Source organism: Hymenobacter sublimis (assembly GCF_023101345.1).
Taxonomy (GTDB): domain Bacteria; phylum Bacteroidota; class Bacteroidia; order Cytophagales; family Hymenobacteraceae; genus Hymenobacter; species Hymenobacter sublimis.
Map to the genome: position 1 here is coordinate 3,911,931 of NZ_CP095848.1, position 18,181 is coordinate 3,930,111.

At 57.1% G+C, this 18,181-nt stretch carries 16 protein-coding genes; 5 read left to right on the forward strand and 11 right to left on the reverse strand.

Annotated elements, in window-relative coordinates:
- The first annotated feature begins 75 nt into the window (after positions 1-75).
- Positions 76-1,749, forward strand: coding sequence for a vWA domain-containing protein (locus MWH26_RS16375; RefSeq protein WP_247975117.1), 1,674 nt, complete (start codon positions 76-78; stop codon positions 1,747-1,749).
- Between the two features lie 198 nt (positions 1,750-1,947).
- On the forward strand, positions 1,948-3,021 hold the full coding sequence (locus MWH26_RS16380; RefSeq protein WP_247975118.1) for a hypothetical protein: 1,074 nt from the start codon (positions 1,948-1,950) through the stop codon (positions 3,019-3,021).
- A 185-nt stretch (positions 3,022-3,206) separates the two neighbouring features.
- On the opposite strand, the gene MWH26_RS16385 is transcribed toward MWH26_RS16380, so the two are convergent.
- From MWH26_RS16385 to MWH26_RS16425, 9 genes are all read right to left on the reverse strand, one after another.
- Positions 3,207-3,524, reverse strand: a complete 318-nt coding sequence (locus MWH26_RS16385) for a nucleotidyltransferase domain-containing protein (RefSeq protein ID WP_262920684.1) — start codon at positions 3,522-3,524, stop codon at positions 3,207-3,209.
- Complete coding sequence (locus MWH26_RS16390; RefSeq protein WP_247975119.1) at positions 3,500-3,892, reverse strand: HEPN domain-containing protein; 393 nt, start codon at positions 3,890-3,892, stop codon at positions 3,500-3,502. The genes MWH26_RS16385 and MWH26_RS16390 overlap by 25 nt, the downstream gene beginning before the upstream one ends.
- Positions 3,893-3,968: 76 nt before the next feature.
- Positions 3,969-5,375: a dihydrolipoyl dehydrogenase gene (lpdA, locus tag MWH26_RS16395; protein WP_247975120.1), complete on the reverse strand. Its 1,407-nt coding sequence runs from the start codon at positions 5,373-5,375 to the stop codon at positions 3,969-3,971.
- Between the two features lie 200 nt (positions 5,376-5,575).
- Complete coding sequence (locus tag MWH26_RS16400) at positions 5,576-6,013, reverse strand: hypothetical protein (protein WP_247975121.1); 438 nt, start codon at positions 6,011-6,013, stop codon at positions 5,576-5,578.
- 37 nt (positions 6,014-6,050) lie between these two features.
- The gene (locus tag MWH26_RS16405) at positions 6,051-6,743 is read right to left on the reverse strand and encodes a carboxypeptidase-like regulatory domain-containing protein (RefSeq protein ID WP_247975122.1); all 693 of its coding nucleotides are present in this window, start codon (positions 6,741-6,743) and stop codon (positions 6,051-6,053) included.
- Between the two features lie 83 nt (positions 6,744-6,826).
- The gene (locus MWH26_RS16410) at positions 6,827-7,270 is read right to left on the reverse strand and encodes a hypothetical protein (protein WP_247975123.1); all 444 of its coding nucleotides are present in this window, start codon (positions 7,268-7,270) and stop codon (positions 6,827-6,829) included.
- 178 nt (positions 7,271-7,448) lie between these two features.
- The gene (locus MWH26_RS16415) at positions 7,449-7,832 is read right to left on the reverse strand and encodes a hypothetical protein (protein ID WP_244697894.1); all 384 of its coding nucleotides are present in this window, start codon (positions 7,830-7,832) and stop codon (positions 7,449-7,451) included.
- A 502-nt stretch (positions 7,833-8,334) separates the two neighbouring features.
- A complete protein-coding gene (locus tag MWH26_RS16420) occupies positions 8,335-9,042 on the reverse strand; it encodes a Crp/Fnr family transcriptional regulator (protein WP_247975124.1) in 708 nt (235 codons plus the stop codon).
- A gap of 443 nt (positions 9,043-9,485) precedes the next feature.
- Positions 9,486-11,150, reverse strand: a complete 1,665-nt coding sequence (locus MWH26_RS16425) for a M1 family metallopeptidase (protein ID WP_247975125.1) — start codon at positions 11,148-11,150, stop codon at positions 9,486-9,488.
- Between the two features lie 204 nt (positions 11,151-11,354).
- On the opposite strand from MWH26_RS16425, the gene yedA reads away from it, so the two are divergent.
- The 3 genes from yedA to MWH26_RS16440 all read left to right on the forward strand — a co-directional run bounded on the left by yedA (position 11,355) and on the right by MWH26_RS16440 (position 13,244).
- On the forward strand, positions 11,355-12,272 hold the full coding sequence (gene yedA, locus MWH26_RS16430; protein WP_247975126.1) for a drug/metabolite exporter YedA: 918 nt from the start codon (positions 11,355-11,357) through the stop codon (positions 12,270-12,272).
- 64 nt (positions 12,273-12,336) lie between these two features.
- Positions 12,337-12,726, forward strand: coding sequence for a group III truncated hemoglobin (locus MWH26_RS16435; RefSeq protein WP_247975127.1), 390 nt, complete (start codon positions 12,337-12,339; stop codon positions 12,724-12,726).
- Between the two features lie 152 nt (positions 12,727-12,878).
- The gene (locus tag MWH26_RS16440; RefSeq protein WP_244697905.1) at positions 12,879-13,244 is read left to right on the forward strand and encodes a group III truncated hemoglobin; all 366 of its coding nucleotides are present in this window, start codon (positions 12,879-12,881) and stop codon (positions 13,242-13,244) included.
- A gap of 203 nt (positions 13,245-13,447) precedes the next feature.
- Here MWH26_RS16440 and odhB read toward each other — a convergent pair whose 3' ends face one another.
- Positions 13,448-15,145: a 2-oxoglutarate dehydrogenase complex dihydrolipoyllysine-residue succinyltransferase gene (gene odhB, locus MWH26_RS16445; protein WP_247975128.1), complete on the reverse strand. Its 1,698-nt coding sequence runs from the start codon at positions 15,143-15,145 to the stop codon at positions 13,448-13,450.
- A 118-nt stretch (positions 15,146-15,263) separates the two neighbouring features.
- Positions 15,264-18,110, reverse strand: a complete 2,847-nt coding sequence (locus MWH26_RS16450) for a 2-oxoglutarate dehydrogenase E1 component (protein WP_247975129.1) — start codon at positions 18,108-18,110, stop codon at positions 15,264-15,266.
- Positions 18,111-18,181: the final 71 nt, after the last annotated feature.

The following is an 18,181-nucleotide window of genomic DNA, read 5'->3' on the forward strand; positions in this document are numbered from 1 at the left end:
CGCTACCAGTTGGCTCTGCCCGGCAAAGCTGTATTTTGCACTTCTTTGCCCCAGCTACCCTATTTCATGTTTTCAGTGTCAGTCCGAACATTCCTCAGTGGTATTATTCTCCTGCTATTCTCTGTTGCTGCCAAGGCCCAAACCAAGCCACTACCCGAGTCGGAGCTCACCACCTTCTACGACCAGCTCAACGCCTACCGCACCACCCGCTACCAGCTCCTACCCGACTTGGAAGCGTTGCGGCTGCCTTCCACCTTCTCGGGTGCCGATTTACAGGCCCTGCACTTGCAGGACCGCCACATTGTGCGGGTTGATTTGGTGTACACGGCCTTCCGCCTGAACCCGACGTTCAACCAGCGCCAGCTCAATTTCAGCCGCATCCGCAACCTAGCGGCGGGCGTGCCGGGTCTGCTGCAGGACGAGTCCGTGACCTGGACGCTGGTGGAGCAAACCGGCTGCAACAGCCCCGCCGAGTGCCAGCCGTTTTTCCACGGGTTTGTGGTGTACGTGGCCCGGCACGCCACTGCCGCCGCCACCTCCCGCGCCGACCTCGACAGCCTCACGCGCAAGCTGCGCATCCTGGAGAAGAAGCGCCCTAAAGCCGCTAAAAAGTCTCCGGGCAAAAAGGTGGCCTGCAACCTACCTATCAGCCGCTTCAGCAACCGCCAGATGGCCCGCAGCCTGCGCCGCCGCTACCACTGCTCCCAGCGCGACGCTCAACTGGTGAAGTTTGACCTAACGGTAGCCGCCGATGGCACTATTAAAACCGTGAAAGTGCTACCCTCTGCCTGGCCCGTATGCACGGCCGGGCTGGAAGAAGCCATCCGGCAGAGCGTGGCGTTTAATTCAGGCTTCCCGGTGGCGGGCAAGATGTTTCCATTTAGCGCCAAAGGCGTGGTGCGCCTGCCCATCGGGCCCTTGCAACTGCTGGGCGAAGCAGACATGGGCTTCACCACCTTCGCCCTCCCCGATTCGGCGGCCCGGCTCTACCGCGTCTTCCTGAAAAAGAAGAACAAGCAGCACAAAAACGACTACTGCGAAGCGCGCATCACCAAAGCCGGCGAGCTGCTGGCCGCTTCGGATACCGCTGCCGAAGAGCGGCCCCTGCCGCCCGATGCTAACGTGGTAACCCGCGTGATGCAGCGCCACCCCGAGTGGAGCAAGGAAGTGGTAGTGACCGATGCCACCGGCAGCATGTTCCCCTACACCTACGACCTGCTGGCCTGGCTGCAGCTCAGCGCCCTCGAAGAGCCCAAAACCTTCGTGTTCTTCAACGACGGCAACGACCAGCCCGACAAAGACAAGCGCGTGGGCAAAACCGGCGGCCTCTTCCACGTAACCACCAGCAGCTACGAAGCTATCAAGAACAAGCTCATCGAAACCATGAAGGCGGGCGGAGGCGGCGACGCGCCCGAAAACGACGCCGAAGCCCTACTCTACGCCCAGCAGCTCGCCGGCCCCGACTCTGCCCCCACGGACCTCATCTTGATTGCCGACAATTACACCTTCCCCCGCGACGCCAAACTCCTCAAAAACACTAACGCCCACGTCCGCATCATCTTGTGCGGCGTCCGCGACTACATCAACCCGCGCTACCTCGCCCTGGCCCGCAAGCACGGCTTCACCCTGCATACCATTGAGGGCGACATTGAGGACCTAAGCAAGCTGCTGGAAGGCGAAACCATCACCATTCAGGGCCAGCAGTACCAAGTGACCAAGGGTGGGTTTAAGCTGGTGCAGAAGACGTAAAGAGGTAACAATATTACCAATTACCAACTGACGCTTGGGCAGCCCTCCACATCAAGTCAGGGGCAAACACTATGCTTGTAGCCGCTGAATAAAGCTAGGATTTCAACTTAAAGTGCATACTTTATTCTTGCAAGTTAGGCACAGATTAACATAACCTTTGCCTAACTTGCCTCAAAACATCATCAAATTCACCGAATTATGCAAACGCTAACTGCTATCCAAACTATTGAGTGGATAGATTCTTTATTCAGCCTAAAAGTGAAAGAAGGGCTTTTTATGGGTGCATTGCGAGTACAAGAGGATAAAGTTAGCTCTGTGCTTGAAGTCACTCATGAACTCGCCAGATTAAGTTCAATTATTTCCGAAAATAAGAATGCAGTTCGGATCTTAAAAGCATTTGAATTAACTCAGCTTGCGGATATATCTTTCGGACCGAAGTACGCACAAGCGGCTCTGACGCAAAAGGCGGGCGAACCTCGTAATCCAACTTTTTTATTGTCTAATAAATGGAGAGTAATGATTACAGCTGCGAAGGTGTGGAAAGAACTTACTATACCTGCAGAATTAAAAATAACTGAGACTAACGATTCACTCATTTCCATAGAACTTCAATTTGAAGAAATAGCACCCCCAGCTAGCGTTTTATCAAAAGCTATAAACGCAATAGAAGAGTTGTATGAAAGCATCAGGAGCGCCTATCAAATTGAAGGAAACGAGACACTAAAAATAATAAAGGCAGATAGTGGATCAGATGTAAGGATTGACTTAAAAGGAGCAGGCGGAGTTATTAAGCATTTAAAAGACTTTTTCTTAGAAGCTTGGCACAAAATTCGTCATAAAAGAGCAGAAGAAGTAGTTGAAAATAATAAAGCGTTACTATCATCTCTAGCCGTAGTTCAGCAAATAGAATCGTTAGTCTCAAGCGGATCTATTACTAATGAAGAAGGCGAAAGACTAAAATACAGAATAATAAATTCAACTATTTCATTATTTGACAGCAGAGCGCTGCCAGGAAATATTCCTATAAACGAAAATGTTAATAATGTAAAAATGCTTGATAGATTTTCTCCTAAACTATTAAATGAGTCTCAAAATACAGAAAAGGAAACGAATGAAACAGGAGCCATTGACATTACTCCAACTGAAATAAAGCCAAGTAATAATAAGAATAAAAAAACCAATATCCCGCGCTCGAACAATAAGAAAAAGCCCAATAGCAGTCGTGGTAAACGGCCTAGTAAGCCTTCACCTAGTGTAGATGAAGACGAATAAATGTAAAAGAGGCTGCAACTCTCGGGAGTTGCAGCCTCTTTTGCTTTCAAAGCGCAAAGATTACATGTGAATGGCGCGGTTCTCAGTAGCGGCGAGGCAGGCTTCCTTCATGGCTTCGGCGTAGGTAGGGCGGGCGTGGCTCATGCGGGCCACGTCCTCAGCCGAGGCGCGGAACTCCATGGCCCTTAGGCGGCTAGAATTCCAGTTTGCTTGATTTCCTTTACAAAGGGATTCCAGTCAGTAAACTGCTCTGGCGCGAAGGTATGGGGCTCAATGTAGAAGTAGGGCCGCCGGGCCAAGAGTCTTGCAAAAGGCTTTACATCAATGAAGGCCGCACCGGTAAAGTCATCGGCTATTAGGGCCACGTCAATATCCGATTCTTCTCGCTGTTCGTTCCGGGCGTAGGAGCCAAACAAAATAACCTGCCGGAGTGGAATGTTCATCTTTCGCAGTTCCTCGGCGAAGGCACGAACTTGTTCTAAAGCAGCTTGCTGAGTAAACATTGGCGGAAATTTTCAGTTTCGAGCAATAGCTCAGTCGCGAAGACCTTGGTAGCACGTTGATATACGGTTCGGGCGTAGTCAGGATAGCGCCCTTCCATTTGGAAAATGTTTAGCTCAGTGACTAAGACTTCCTCATCAGGACGTAGCACCACAGAGGTAGCGTCCAGAATGCGGGCGATATTATGAATTCGCGGGGGATGGTCACTGACATTCTCTTGTACCCAAAGTGCTTTGCTCAATTTCTCGATAACTAGATGAGCGAAAAACAGACTATTCAGGTAATTCCCCGCCATTAGCAACGCCTGCGCCGACGACCAGTCCTGCTCAGCTGTTTCTTTCCAATAGTTGACATGATCCTGCTTGGTCATGGGTTGAAGCTACAAAAAAGCGGCGGAAGCTGGGTAGCTTCCGCCGCTTTTGGCTTTAACACCGCAAGCGCAAAGATTACATGTGAATGGCGCGGTTCTCAGTAGCGGCGAGGCAGGCTTCCTTCATGGCTTCGGCGTAGGTAGGGTGGGCGTGGCTCATGCGGGCCACGTCCTCGGCCGAGGCGCGGAACTCCATGGCCGTTACGGCTTCGGCAATGAGGTCGGCGATGCGGGGGCCAATCATGTGCACCCCCAGGATTTCGTCGGTTTCCTTGTCGGCCAGCACTTTTACGAAGCCGTCGAGGTCCATGGAGGCGCGGGCGCGGCCCGAGGCGCGGAAGGGGAAGTTGCCAGTTTTGTAGGCCTTACCCTGCTCCTTCAGCTGCTCTTCGGTGTAGCCCACGCCAGCCACTTCCGGCCAGGTGTACACTACCCCCGGAATCAGCAGGTAGTTGATGTGCGGCTTCTGGCCGACAATGGTTTCGGCCACAAACACGCCTTCTTCCTCGGCCTTGTGGGCCAGCATAGCGCCCCGCACCACGTCGCCGATGGCATAAATGCCGGGCACGTTGGTTTGCAGGTGCTCATCAACCTTAATGCGGCCGCGCTCTTCCATTTCTACGCCAGCGGCTTCCAGGTTCAGGCCCGCGGTGTAGGGCACGCGGCCCACAGCCACCAGGCAGTAGTCGCCTTCAAACTTCACTTCCTCGCCTTTCGGGTTGGTAGCGGTTACCGTTACGGCATCGCCCTCGCGGGTAGCGCCGGTTACCTTGTGGCTCAGGAAGAACTCGATGCCAATTTTGCCCAGGATGCGCTTCAGCTCTTTGCCGAGGGCACGGTCCATGGTCGGGATGAGGGAGTCCATGAACTCCACCACCGATACTTTCGCGCCGAGGCGGGCGTACACCGACGCCATTTCCAGTCCGATGACGCCGCCCCCAATCACAATCATGTGCTTGGGCACTTCCCGGATGTTCAGGGCCTCGGTGCTAGTGATGATACGCTGCTTATCCTGCTGAATGAAGGGTAGCACCGTAGGCTTGGAGCCGGTAGCAATGATAACGTTTTTCGTCTCGATTTGCTGCTCCTCCCCGCCCGCGGTGGGGGTAATCTTGATGTGATTCTTATCCACGAACGAACCCACACCTTTGATGACGTCGATTTTGTTCTTCTTCATCAGGAACTGAATGCCGTCAGTGTTGGCCTTCACTACTCCGTTTTTACGGTCGATGAGCTGGTTCATGTTAATCTGCAAGTCGCTCAGCTCAATGCCGTGCTCCTTGAAGGTGTGGCCGGCATTGTGGAAGTGCTCCGTGGAGTCGAGCAGGGCCTTGCTGGGGATGCAGCCCACGTTGAGGCAAGTGCCGCCCAGGGTGTCGTACTTCTCGATGAGGGCCGTTTTGAGGCCGAGCTGGGAGCAGCGGATGGCCGCCACATAACCGCCGGGCCCGGAGCCGATGACGGTAACGTCGTATTGGTTCATGCTAAGGTGAATTCGGTGGAAATCAACGGAGCGAAGGTACGGACGGTGAAGTTGGGAAATGGTGAAATGGCAAGTTTTTACGCTCTAACAGTGCCGGGCAGCTCTGCTTAAACGAGGCCAAGGCTACCCGGAAAACGAGAAGCTCCCTTTCCGGACTGGAAAGGGAGCTTCTCAAGTCATAGCTCAGTTGGACGGCGTTCCTACCCCGCGGCGGGCTCCAACTGCCCCACCTGACTGCGCAGCACTTCACGGGCCATAGCTAAGCTGGTGCTACCAGCGTCGACGACCAGATAGATGAATTGCCCGCCTTTGTCCGTGAGCTGAAACAAGTGCAGCTGGCTGGAAAGCGTGATGAGGATGTCTTCGATGGCCTCACCCTGGAGGGCCAGGGCGGTCAGGGCTTTGAGCTTGTGCTTTACCACTTCCGCGTTGTAAGCGGCCGCCGTGCTGGGGTTGATGGTGGGCGAGTTGGTGTGCGCGGCCAGGCTGGTGCCCGAGGCTACATCTACTACGGCTACGGCCACCAGGCCAGGCAGCTCCGCCAGCACGTTTTGCACGACCAGAGTGGCTAGCGGGTTGGGCTTAGGCAGCCTGTCGGGCCGGCGGGAGGCTTTCTTACGGTACGATTTCGGCTTCACTCACGCTGGTTACTAGGTACTCAGGCGCGGGTAGCGCCTAGAAAAACAGCCAGCGCTTTTTCTGCTGGGCGCGGGGTAGTAGGGTTACGTCGGCGGTGCGGGAGCCTTTCACGGCTACTTCCTCGTCGTGGTAGCCACCGTAGCCATACTTCAGGGAGCTGGTGCCGGCGGGCACCGTTAGCACGTACTCACCCTGGGCGTTGGTAGATACCCCGCGCAGGCTGCCGGGCTGCATCACGGTAGCACCTACCAGGGGCTGGCCGTTTTCGCCCTTAATCTGGCCGCGCACGGTAATCATGCGCAGGGAGGCTGCCGAGGAAGCCATTTCGGCCGAGGCACCGGCTTCCAACACTTCCGTAGCTGCCACATCGGTAGGCAGGCTGCCGGTGGGCAAGTTCTCGGTGGGGGTGCGGGTGCCGGCAAATACCACGGTACCTACCAGCACGGCCGAGGCCACCAGGGTAGTAGCGCGGCGGCGGAAGCGCACGGGCTCGGCCCGGATGTACTGAATCTGCCGGTTTACCCAGCCCGGGGCCAGCGCCGCGTCTTGGGCGGCTTGCAGCTCCTGCCAGCGGGTAAGGGTAGAGTGGGCCTGATCGGCATCTTGATGCAGGTAGGCTTCCACGGCTTGCGCCGAAGCCTTACTTAAGTCGCCGCGCAGGTAGGCATCCCGGTACACGGGCAGCAGCTCACCAGTTTGCGGATCGAAGGGAGAAGCTGTCAATTTCATAGGCGGGTAGGAAGTTGAAGTGAAACAATAGAAAAAGGGAATTCGGTATTCTTCTCCTCTCAACACGGCAGCCCGCTCGGCAGCTACTCCTCGCAGGTCCGCATTACCTCGCGGGCAATGCCCAGGTTGGTGTCCCGGCAGTCCACGGCTACGTACAGGAACCGGCGGCCATCGGGCAGCAGGCGCAGCAAATGCAATTGGGAGTGCAGCGTAATCAGGATTTCTTCCAGCTGCTCCTCGGGGCCCAGTTGCAGGACGGCCAGGGCCCGGCGCTGCTGCCGGACTACCTCGGCGTTAAAGCCCACTACTTTGCTGAGGTTGAACTCGCGGGAGGTGGTATAGGAAGCCAAGGCCTGACCCGATTCTACCTCTACGACGGCCGCTCCCAACAACTCCGGAAGGCCCACCAGCAAGTGGTGTATGATGCGCTCGGCGGAAACTTTCTCGGCCCCGGCGGCCGCGGAAACAACCTTGTTAACCGCGGGTCCGGCAAGCTCCTGCAAGCGCTGAAGAAAAGAGATTGGCATAGCCTATCAATAAAGCACTGGCGCCTCGCGGGCACCAGTAGCACAAGCAACACATGACATCTACTCTCTGCTTTCCGCCCCTTTTGTCAGCGTGCCCCTTGGGCTGGCAACAGGTGCAGAACCGGCCGGCGCAGCCAACCGGTTCTGCACTGTTTCGTGTACAACTTCTGTCGTTAGCTTAGTTGTTGAGGGTGGCAACGTGGCTGCGCAGCACCTCGCGGGCAATGGCCAGGTTGGTGTCGCGGGAGTTTACTACCAGGTAAATGAACTTGGTACCGGCTTCCGTCAGCTTCAGCAGGTGAATCTGGTTGGAGAGGGTGATGAGGATGTCCTCAATGGTTTCCCCCTGCAGCTTCAGGGCCGTCATGGCCTTCTGCTTCTGCTTTACTACTTCGGTGTTGTAAGCGGCCGCCGTATCGGGGTTGAGGGCGGGCGAGTTGGAGTGCGACGCCAGGCTCATGCCGGAGGTAACATCAACTACGGCCACGGCCACCAGGCCAGGCAGGTCGCTGATGATGCCTTCTACTACTTTACCAGCGGGGTTGTTAACTGAGTAAGCCATGCTACTGAGTGGAGAAAATATAAGAGGAAGTAAAAAATCGATCCGCACAAGCCGCCTGTTCCTCTGCTGCTGTCTAGCCTTGAGCCCACGCGTTGGCCCGCTGCTGACGGCTGAAAAGAAGTCGTGAGTAAAACTTGTGGCAAGACTCCTGACTTGCTGGTACATACGGCCTCTGACAGGATGAATTGGTTTACAAATCTCCCTAGAATCTCTACCCTAAAAAATGACTTTCGTCAACACAAAAAATGATATTGATTAAACTTTTCCCGGCGTTTCCAGCCTGGGAAACCATATTGGGATTCATAAAGTACTATAAATACTAACTTATAAAACACTCCTCGATAAAACAACACTTCCCCGCCGATTAGTACCGGCCGGGGAAGTACGAAAAGAGAATTCTAGTGGTTTCCAGAAGCGGCAACTATACCCTGCGGGCTACCCCGGCAAGTTGCCTTGCAACCCGCCCAGGAGCCTGTTGGGGCCTGAGGTTACAACCCCTGCCTTAATCATAGAGGGCCGCTAGGTGGCTCAGCTTGCCCACGTTCAGAATGGTAATGCGGCTACCTTGGGTTGCTACCAGCCCTTCGTCACGGAATTCGGAAAGCAGGCGGCTGGCGGTTTCCTTGGCCGTACCCATGAGTGCAGCCAAGTCGTCGCGGGAAATGGGGATGCTGAAGGGCTCATCGGTGGCGGGCCGAAACACGTTGTAGAGCAGCAACAGGGCTTCGGCCAGCCGCTCGCGCACGGGCTTGTAAGAGCCGTGCAGCATCCGTTCCTCGGCCTCGCCCAGGGCTTTGGCCAGCAGGCGCATCAGGGAATGGGCAAACTGGGCGTTTTGCTCAATAAGGCTGAAGAAGTCGGTGCGCGGCACCAGGCACACCACGCAGTCGGTGAGGGCGGTAGCGGCGGTGGAGTAGTTGCCGCCCATCATCAGGGAGCGGTAGCCAATAACGTCGCCTTCCTTCACCAGCCGGATGATGTGCTCCTTGCCATCGGCACTGATCTTGGAGACTTTAATCTTACCCTGGTGCACGCAATACAGCCCGTTGGCCCGGCTACCCTGCTGGAAAATTACCTGCCCCTTGTGGTAAGACTGGTGCACTTTTCCGCCCGAAATAAAGGTCAACTCGCCGTGCTGGCAGGCTCCCAGCAACGACTGCTGCACGTGCGGGCAGTTCTGACAATTGACTGGAACAGAAGGAACGATCATACGGTGATACGATATAGACTATTTGCACTAGTGCCGTTTCGCTCTGCTTGCTCTCCTGTGAGCTCCATGAGCTGACAAGAGGGCAGATGCATAGTACGGCTACCTTAGCAAAATTCAAATCATCTGCTCTACAAACTCTACCCCAGTCACTCAGCTAAGAATACCTTAACCGGGTACGTAAACTATAGTCGGCACGTATTTGTGCCATTAACGGCACAAAATTAACATATTTTTAATCTACCAGCAGATTTATACGCCTATCATATCATCCCATAATGACACAAATAGTTTTCATTAAGGGAATGCACTTCTTGAAATAAGGCAACTACTACTGCATAGCGTTTGGCCTCCTACTATTACAGCAACTTTACCTGTTAGAAGCGACGCTTATTATCTGGCTTGCGCTCAGTATGTGTGGCTCCTGCCTGTACTACCAGCGCGGGTTACTCTACTAGCACCCCGATATAGTAGTTTTCCGTGTCAACCTCCAGGTTTTCGCGGGTAAGGCCGGGCAGGTTCAAGGGTTGGAAGGAGGTAGTAAGTGGCAGGGTGTGGTACTCACCGCCCTTGGTGCGCAGCCTGATGGGTAGGTTAAACTCTGGCACGTTGGCAATCCACCGGCCCACCGGTTTACCCTCCTCGAAACGAATTTCTAGGGTTGGCAGGCTGGCGTAGCGCAGGTACTGGTCGAAAATGGGCGTGAGGTTGTAGCCGGTTTGCTGGCTGAGGTAGCCTACTACCTGGGGCGTAGTTACGGTTTGGTGGTAGAAGGTGCGGGACAGGCCCCGCAGCAGTTCCCGCCACCGGGCATCATCGGGCACGTAGGCCGTCCGGATCAGGTTGAGCACGTTGCTACCCTTGTCGTACATATCGGAGGAACCCTCCCGGTTTACCTCGTAGGGGCCAATAATGGGCGCGTCGTTTTGAATGTTGCGGCGCTGCCCCCGGATATACTGCTGAGCGGCCTGCTTGCCAAACTGGCTTTCCACGAACAGAGCCTCGGAGTAGGTAGTAAAGCTCTCGTGAATCCACATGTCGGCTATGTCCTTGCTGGTAATGTTGTTGCCGAACCACTCGTGCCCACTTTCGTGGATGATGATGAAGTCCCACTTCAGGCCCCAGCCGGTGGCGGAGCGGTCCTTGCCCAGGTAGCCATTCTGGTACTTGTTGCCGTAGGCCACGGCGCTCTGGTGCTCCATGCCCAGGTGCGGGGCCTCCACCAGCTTGTAGCCATCCTCATAAAACGGGTAAGGCCCAAACCACGACTCCAGCGACTTGAGCATGGGCTTTACGTTGGCCGCAAACTGGGTTTTGGCCTTGGACAGGTTCTCGGGTAGCACCCAATAGTCCAGCGTGAGCTTGCCTTTCTCGCCGGCATACTCGTCGGCAAAGTGCGTGTAGTCGCCCACATTCAGGGCCACGTCGTAGTTGTTGATGGGGTTGCTCACAAACCAGTCGAAGCGGGTGGCGCCGCCTGTGAGGGCAGTGGTTTTGCGCAGACGGCCGTTGGAAATGTCTTTTAAACCCTTGGGCACCGTTACGCTGATGAGCATGCTGTCAACCTCGTCGGCCTGGTGGTCTTTGGTGGGCCACCAAATGCTAGCCCCTACCCCCTGGCAGGCCGAGGCAACCCAGGGTTTGCCCTTGCTATCCTGAGTAAACACCAGTCCGCCGTCCCAGGGCGCGTGCTTGGCCTCGGTGGGCTGCCCGGAGTAGAACACGGTGAAGGCGGCGCGGCTGCCCTTGCGGATGGGCTCCGGAAACGTGACAAACACAGCGTTGGCTTCGCGGGTAAACGGCACCGACTTGCCCTGGTACTCCACCTTTTCCACCTTCAGGTTCGCGAACAGGTCAAACTGCAGCCGGCTGAAATCCTGGGTGGCCGTGAAACCGAACAGGTTGGAGCCGCTGAGCGCCTTTTTGCCGATATCCAGCCGCACATCCAGGTGGTAGTAGTTGAGGTCGTAGCAGGTGCGCAGGGGCGTGAGGGCCCCGCGCAGGGAATCGGCGCGTGTGAAGGCAGGCTTGGCCTGAAGCAGTTGGGCGGCGGCCGGATTGCTCAGGCCCACCAGCAGGCCCAGCCAAAGAAGTAGAAGAAAAGAGCGCACAGGCAAGCAAGGTAGGAGTACGCGGTAAAGAACGGGATTCGGGCGCAAGCGCTGCATCTCCTGCCCTACCCAAGCCGGTACGCTGCAAGGCCAGGGTTGCCCCACTGCTAGTCGCCCAGCCAAGTGGCCTGACAAGCGGCTGGTAGCACGCGGCCATCCTGCCAAAACCGGCGTAGGTTTGCAGTCTACATGCTTCCGGTTTTTATGGCGAATCAGCTACCTCCTTCCCGCACGGCCCTGCTCCTGGCCTTTGCGGCCGTCTACCTCATCTGGGGTTCCACCTACCTGGGCATCCGCTTCGCCATCGACTCCATGCCGCCCCTGCTCATGGCCGGCAGCCGCTATGCCCTGGCGGGAGCCTTGCTCTACGGCTTCATGCGCCTGCGCGGGGAGCCGGCCCCCACCTGGCGCGGCTGGGGTGTGGCCCTGCTTATTGGTATCTGCCTGCTGGCTTTCGGCAACGGGGGCGTCACGCTGGGCGAGCAGTACATTCCCTCGGGCCTGGCGGCATTGCTGGTGGCCACGGTACCTATGTTTCTGGCGGTGCTGGGGTGGTGGAGCGGGGTAGCGCAGCGGCCTACCCCGGCCGTAACGCTAGGGTTGGTGTGCGGCCTGGGCGGCGTGTATTTGCTGGCTCGTACGCCCGGCGCTAGCCACGTAGCCCTGCCCGGGCACGAGGGCATTGGGATGGTTCTGGTGCTAACAGCGGCGCTGGTGTGGGCCATTGGCTCGTTGTACTCCAAGCGGCACCAGCCGAGTCCGTCGCCCTTCTTGTCGGGGGGTATGCAGATGCTTTGCGGGGGACTGGTGATGGTGGTGGTGGGCCTAGTTCGGGGCGAGGCTCAGGGCTTTGAGCTGGCGCAGGTGACGTCGAAATCATGGCTAGCGTATATCTATCTGGTTACGTTCGGCTCGATTGTCGCCTTTACGGCGTACATCTGGCTGCTACGGGCCGTGGAGCCAGCCCTGGCTGGTACCTATGCCTTTGTGAACCCCGTGGTGGCGGTGCTGCTGGGCTGGGCCTTTGCCGGCGAGCAACTGAACGCCGGCATGCTTGGGGGCGCGGCCCTGATTGTGTTAGCCGTGGTGCTGGTGGTGTTGGGCGGTAGGCGCGCCGCCTAACGGCGCCCATGTTAGCGTCGGCCGTAAGTTGCTTTGTTCCGCCCTTCTCCTGTCTACTTCTGTTATGGAACACCTACCCGATATTCAATCCGAAGAGGACGTTCGCCTGCTGGTAGATTCCTTCTATAGCCGGGTGCAAACCGACGACCTGATTGGGCCCATCTTCGAGGCAGTGGTTCAGGGGCAGTGGCCCCGCCATTTGGCTACTATGTATGACTTTTGGAGCAGCCTGCTACTAGGCACGGGGCGCTACCGGGGCCGGCCCTTTCCCAAGCACCTGGCCCTACCCATCAACAGTCAGCATTTCCGGCGCTGGCTTGCCTTATTCGTGGAAACGGTAGAAGCCCATTTCGCCGGCCCTACCGCCGACGAAGCGCTGTACAAGGCGGGTAACCTTGCTTCCATTTTTGAGTATCGTATCCAGCAAGCCAACAACCCGCTCAACCTGCTTTAAACTTTTTCAAGCCGGATCTAGCTTTAGCGGCTATTAATCAATTAGAAAGAACATAATTTCAAGGAATCATAAAAATATTTTTTAGCCCTTTAGCGAAAGTTGTGCAACCTGCGTAAATTCGCTCCGTATCCACTGGTCCTACCTCTGCTCGTATGGCTACTTCTACTCTTCCCGATTTGTGCACCGAAGGTGACATCAAGACGCTGGTGGATACCGCGTTCAGCAAAGCCAATGAAGATGAGCTCTTGGCTCCTCTATGCAGCGCCGTTGCGCGCGTGCACTGGCCCCGCCACCTCACCTCCATGTATGACTACTGGAGCACGGCGCTGCTAGGCACCACCCGTTACCAGGAAGGCCAGATGGTTCCCCTGCACTCGGCGCTGCCGGCGCAAGGTCCTTTGTTTCAGCGCTGGGTTTCTTTGCTGAAACGCACCGTTGACGAGAAGTTTGCCGGCTCAAAAGCCGAAGAAGCCAAAAGCAAAGTAGCGACGCTGGCCTCTAACTCCCGCGCCGCCTAACCGATATTACCCCGCTCTTTTTATCCCACCCCCAATTCCCGCTCCTTTCTCACTCACCCATCCACCCACCCACCCGCTGAAAAGCCCTCTGGTTTGTTCCAGAGGGCTTTTTTGCGCAATCATGCTGCCAAGACAAGAGAGGCATGAAAAAGGCTACCCATTATGGCGGGTAGCCTTTTCCATTAACGCTTCAAATAGTCCGTTTACACGCCCAGCAGCAGGCGGGTCGGGTCTTCAAGCAGCTCTTTCACGCGCACCAAGAACGATACCGACTCGCGGCCGTCGATGATGCGGTGGTCGTAGCTCAGGGCCAGATACATCATGGGGCGGATTACCACTTGGCCGTTTTCAGCAATGGGGCGCTGCACGATGTTGTGCATACCCAAAATAGCCGACTGCGGGGCGTTGATAATCGGGGTGCTCATCATGGAGCCGAACACGCCGCCGTTGGTGATGGTGAACGTGCCGCCGGTCATTTGCTCGATGGTGAGCTTGTTGTCGCGAGCCAGGGTAGCCAGGCGCACGATTTCCTTCTCGATACCATCAAACGACAGTTCTTCGGCGTTGCGAATTACCGGTACCACCAGCCCTTTCGGCGCCGATACGGCGATGCTAATGTCGCAGAAGTCGTTGTACACGATGTCGGTGCCGTCAATCTGGGCATTCACGGCGGGCCATTCTTTCAGGGCCACGCACACGGCCTTGGTAAAGAACGACATGAAGCCGAGACCTACCGAGTGCTTCTCCTTGAACTTGTCCTTGAACTTGTTGCGCAGGTCCATGATAGGCTGCATGTTCACCTCGTTGAAGGTGGTGAGCATGGCCGTTTCGTTCTTCACGGATACCAGGCGGCGAGCTACCGTCTTGCGCAAGTTGCTCATCCGCTCCCGACGCACGTTGCGGTTGCCGCTGGCAGCCGGAGCCGCTGCTACTGGCGCGGTAGCTTTGGCCGGAGCAGCGGGGGTAGCCGCCGGAGCTGGGGCCGCTGGGCGGGCCTGAGCGTTCTGAGCGTCTTCCTTCGTGATGCGACCATCGCGGCCGGAACCTTGTACGTCGGCGGGGTTGATGCCTTTTTCACCCAGAATCTTACCAGCCGCTGGCGAAGGGGTGCCGGTAGCGTAGCTGGTAGCACTGGAGGTAGCCGGAGCCGTTGCACTAGCCTGGCTGGCGGCCGGAGCGGCCGGAGCGGAAGTAGCAGCCGGGGCGCCGCTGCCGCCTTCAATGCGGGCGATGGTAGCGCCGATGCCGATGGTTTCGCCTTCTTTGGCGGCGTGACGCAGCGTGCCGCTACCCTCGGCGGGCAATTCAAACGTGGCCTTGTCCGACTCCAGTTCGGCAATGATTTCGTCGCGCTGCACTTGGGCACCGTCTTCCTTAAGCCATTTGGCTACCGTTACTTCCGTAATGGACTCGCCCACGGCTGGAATTTTCATTTCTACAGTAGCTGCACTACCGCCGCCGTTGCTGGCGGGTGCGCTAGCAGCTGCCGGGGCGGCAGCCGTAGGCGTATCAGCCGAGCCGGCCTGGGAGCCACCGTAGCCACTTTGGTTGCTGGCGGCGGGGTTCTGCTCACCTTGAGTTACCGGGTCAGTGCTAGACGTAGCGGCCGGAGCACTGGCAGCCGAAGCGGCGGGAGTAGCAGTAGCTGGTGCCGCTGAAGCACCAGCGGCTCCGTCGATGTCGGCAATGGTGGTGCCGATGCCAATGGTTTCGCCCTCAGCGACGCGGATTTTCAGGATTCCGTCGGTTTCAGCGGGCAGCTCAAATGTAGCTTTGTCTGATTCCAGCTCGGCAATTACTTCGTCGCGCTTCACGGCGTCTCCGTCAGCCTTCAGCCATTTGGCGATGGTAACTTCGGTAATAGACTCGCCAACGGCGGGGATTTTAATTTCCAGACCCATAGGTGGGAGAATTGAAGGGTTTCGGTAGGTATCTTTAGCTATTAGCTCCTGGCTGATAGCTGTCAGCTTTCGAGTGATGAAGCTACAGCCAGCAGCCAGGAGCTAACAGCTCGAAAAACTAGTCTGCCTTTTGCGCGTTGGCTGCGGTTTCCTTAATAGTGGTGTCCGCTACGGCTTCGCGAGGCTTGTCGAAGGCGCGGGCCACGAGGTCCTTCTGCTCCTTTACGTGCACCTTGTTGTAACCGGTAGCGGGCGAGGCGGAAGGCTTGCGCGAAATCACGTCTTCCAGCTCCCGGCGCATGAAACGCAGCAGGTAGTTCCAGTAGCCCATGTTTTCGGGCTCCTCTTGCACCCAGTACACTTTGGCCTTTGGGTACTTAGCTAGCTCGACGGCGAGCTGCTTCTGCGGGAAAGGATGCAGCTGCTCCAGGCGCACAATGGCCACGTCGCGGCGCTCCGACTTCTGCTGCTCTTCCAGCAAATCGAAGTACACTTTACCCGTGCACAGCAACACGCGCTTCACCTTCTTGTCCTCGGCGTACACGTCGCCGAGCACTTCGCGGAAGGTACCGGAGGTGAACTCCTCTACCGGCGACACGCACAGCGGGTGGCGCAGCATGGACTTGGGCGACATTACCACCAGCGGCTTACGGAACTCCCAGGTTAGCTGGCGGCGCAGGGCGTGGAAGAAGTTGGCCGGCGTGGTCATGTTGGCTACCACGATGTTGTGCTCGGCGGCCAACTGCAGGAACCGCTCGGGGCGGGCGTTGGAGTGCTCCGGGCCCTGGCCTTCGTAGCCGTGGGGCAAGAGCATCACCAAGCCGTTCATGCGCTGCCACTTGCTTTCCGACGATACGATGAACTGGTCAATCATGGTCTGGGCGCCGTTGGCGAAGTCGCCGAACTGGGCTTCCCAGATAACTAGGGCCGTAGGGTTGGCCATGGCGTAGCCAAACTCGAAGCCTAGCACGCCATACTCACTCAGCAGGGAGTTGTAGATGCGGAGCTGCTCCTGCCCTTCTTCAATATAGTTTAGGGAATTGTAAGGCGCCGAGGTTTCGGCGTCGTGCAGCACCGCGTGGCGGTGCGAGAACGTGCCGCGCTGCACATCCTGGCCGCTCAGGCGCACAATGTGCTTTTCGGCCAGCAACGAACCGTAGGCCAGCAGCTCACCCGCCGCCCAGTTCAGGTTGCGCGACTCAAAGAACATCTTCCGACGCTCCTCCATCAGCTTTTCAATTTGCTTCAAGGGGCGGAAGCCCTCAGGCAGGGTCGTCAGGGCCTTACCGACTTTCTGCACCAGCTCTTCGCTAATGCCTGTCACCGGCGATTGGTCGAAGTCCTCGGGCTTGCTGCGGCGCAGGCTGCGCCACTCATTTTCGAGGGCTTGGTAGTTGTAGGGTAGCGGCTTCTGCTTCACCAGGTCCAGGCGGGCCTGCAGGGTGTCGCGGAACTCCTTATCCATCTGGTTCGCCAGCTCCTTGTCCACGTCGCCGCGCTCTACGAGCATGGCGTTGTACACCTCGCGGGGGTTCTGGTGCTTGCTAATGAGGTTGTAGAGCGTGGGCTGGGTGAACTTCGGCTCGTCCGACTCGTTGTGGCCGTGACGGCGGTAGCACACCATATCAATAAAGATATCGGCGTGAAACTGCTGACGGTACTCAGTGGCGAGCTGCACGGCAAACACCACGGCCTCTGGGTCGTCGCCGTTCACGTGCATCACCGGCGCGTCGATAATCTTCGCCAGGTCGGTGCTGTAGATAGACGAGCGGGCGTCTTCGAAATCGGTGGTAAAACCTACCTGGTTGTTGATGACGAAGTGCACGGTGCCGCCGGTCTTGTAGCCTTCCAGCTGCGACATCTGCGTTACCTCGTAGCCAATGCCCTGGCCCGCCACGGCCGCGTCGCCGTGAATCAGGATGGGCAACACCTTATTATAGTCGTTCTGGTAACCGTGGTCGAGCTTGGCGCGCACAAAGCCTTCTACTACCGGGTTTACCGCCTCCAGGTGGCTGGGGTTGGGCGCCAGCTTCAGGTTTACGGTGCGGCCACCGGCATCTACCTGGCTGCTGTAGCCCATGTGGTACTTCACGTCGCCGTCACCCATGGTCAGGTCCGGTACGGCAGTGCCCTCGAATTCCGAGAAGATCTGCTCGTAGGTTTTGCCCATGATGTTGGCCAGCACGTTCAGGCGGCCGCGGTGGGCCATGCCAATCATCACTTCCTCCACGCCCAGCTCCGCACCCTTCCGGATGATGGCGTCGAGGGCGGGAATCGTGGTTTCGCCACCTTCCAGCGAGAAGCGCTTCTGACCTAAAAACTTAGTATGCAAGAAGTTCTCGAATACAACGGCCTCGTTGAGCTTGCTCAGGATACGCTTTTTGTACTCCACGCCGGGGTTAAAGCTCAGCGAGTCTTTTTCTACTTTCTCCCGGAACCAGTCGAGCACCTGCGGGTCGCGGATGTACATGTACTCGAATCCGATGGTACGGGTGTACACCTTATCCAGGGCGGCCACAATGTCGCGAAGCTTGGCATTCGGCCCGAGGCCTAGTACTTCGCCGTTTTTGAACGTTGTGTCAAGGTCAGCTTCGCTTAGACCAAAGTCCGACAAGCTTAGGCGGGCTTTGCGGTCTTTCCGCTCCCGTACCGGGTTAGTGCGGGCCACCAAGTGGCCGCGGCTGCGGTAAGCGTGAATCAGGTTGCGGACTTGGGTTTCCTTATCGGCCGATACGGTGTCTACGGCGCGGATAGTGCCGGCTTGGTTGGTGCTGGCCGTAGTGCCGAGTACACCTTCACCATCGGCCTGCGCAGCACTATCTTCGGAATACTGCTGAGCAAAGTCGAAGCCTTCAAAAAACTTCTGCCAGCTTACGTCAACCGATTGCGGATCGGCCTTGTACGATTGGTAGAGCTGATCAATGTATTCGCCGTGTGCATTGGCGATGTAAGAGTAAGCATCCATGCGGTGGGAACTGGTAGTGTCAGGAGTAAAGATAACTAGCTTGACCAGAAAGCTAAAACCGATATGCGCAT

Coding starts and splice junctions, on each gene's coding strand:
- MWH26_RS16380 (WP_247975118.1), top strand. CDS start 1,948: ATGCAAACGCTAACTGCTATCCAAACTATTGAGTGGATAGATTCTTTA.
- MWH26_RS16385 (WP_262920684.1), bottom strand. CDS start 3,524: ATGTTTACTCAGCAAGCTGCTTTAGAACAAGTTCGTGCCTTCGCCGAG.
- MWH26_RS16390 (WP_247975119.1), bottom strand. CDS start 3,892: ATGACCAAGCAGGATCATGTCAACTATTGGAAAGAAACAGCTGAGCAG.
- lpdA (WP_247975120.1), bottom strand. CDS start 5,375: ATGAACCAATACGACGTTACCGTCATCGGCTCCGGGCCCGGCGGTTAT.
- MWH26_RS16405 (WP_247975122.1), bottom strand. CDS start 6,743: ATGAAATTGACAGCTTCTCCCTTCGATCCGCAAACTGGTGAGCTGCTG.
- MWH26_RS16410 (WP_247975123.1), bottom strand. CDS start 7,270: ATGCCAATCTCTTTTCTTCAGCGCTTGCAGGAGCTTGCCGGACCCGCG.
- MWH26_RS16415 (WP_244697894.1), bottom strand. CDS start 7,832: ATGGCTTACTCAGTTAACAACCCCGCTGGTAAAGTAGTAGAAGGCATC.
- MWH26_RS16420 (WP_247975124.1), bottom strand. CDS start 9,042: ATGATCGTTCCTTCTGTTCCAGTCAATTGTCAGAACTGCCCGCACGTG.
- yedA (WP_247975126.1), top strand. CDS start 11,355: ATGGCGAATCAGCTACCTCCTTCCCGCACGGCCCTGCTCCTGGCCTTT.
- MWH26_RS16435 (WP_247975127.1), top strand. CDS start 12,337: ATGGAACACCTACCCGATATTCAATCCGAAGAGGACGTTCGCCTGCTG.
- MWH26_RS16440 (WP_244697905.1), top strand. CDS start 12,879: ATGGCTACTTCTACTCTTCCCGATTTGTGCACCGAAGGTGACATCAAG.
- odhB (WP_247975128.1), bottom strand. CDS start 15,145: ATGGGTCTGGAAATTAAAATCCCCGCCGTTGGCGAGTCTATTACCGAA.
- MWH26_RS16450 (WP_247975129.1), bottom strand. CDS start 18,110: ATGGATGCTTACTCTTACATCGCCAATGCACACGGCGAATACATTGAT.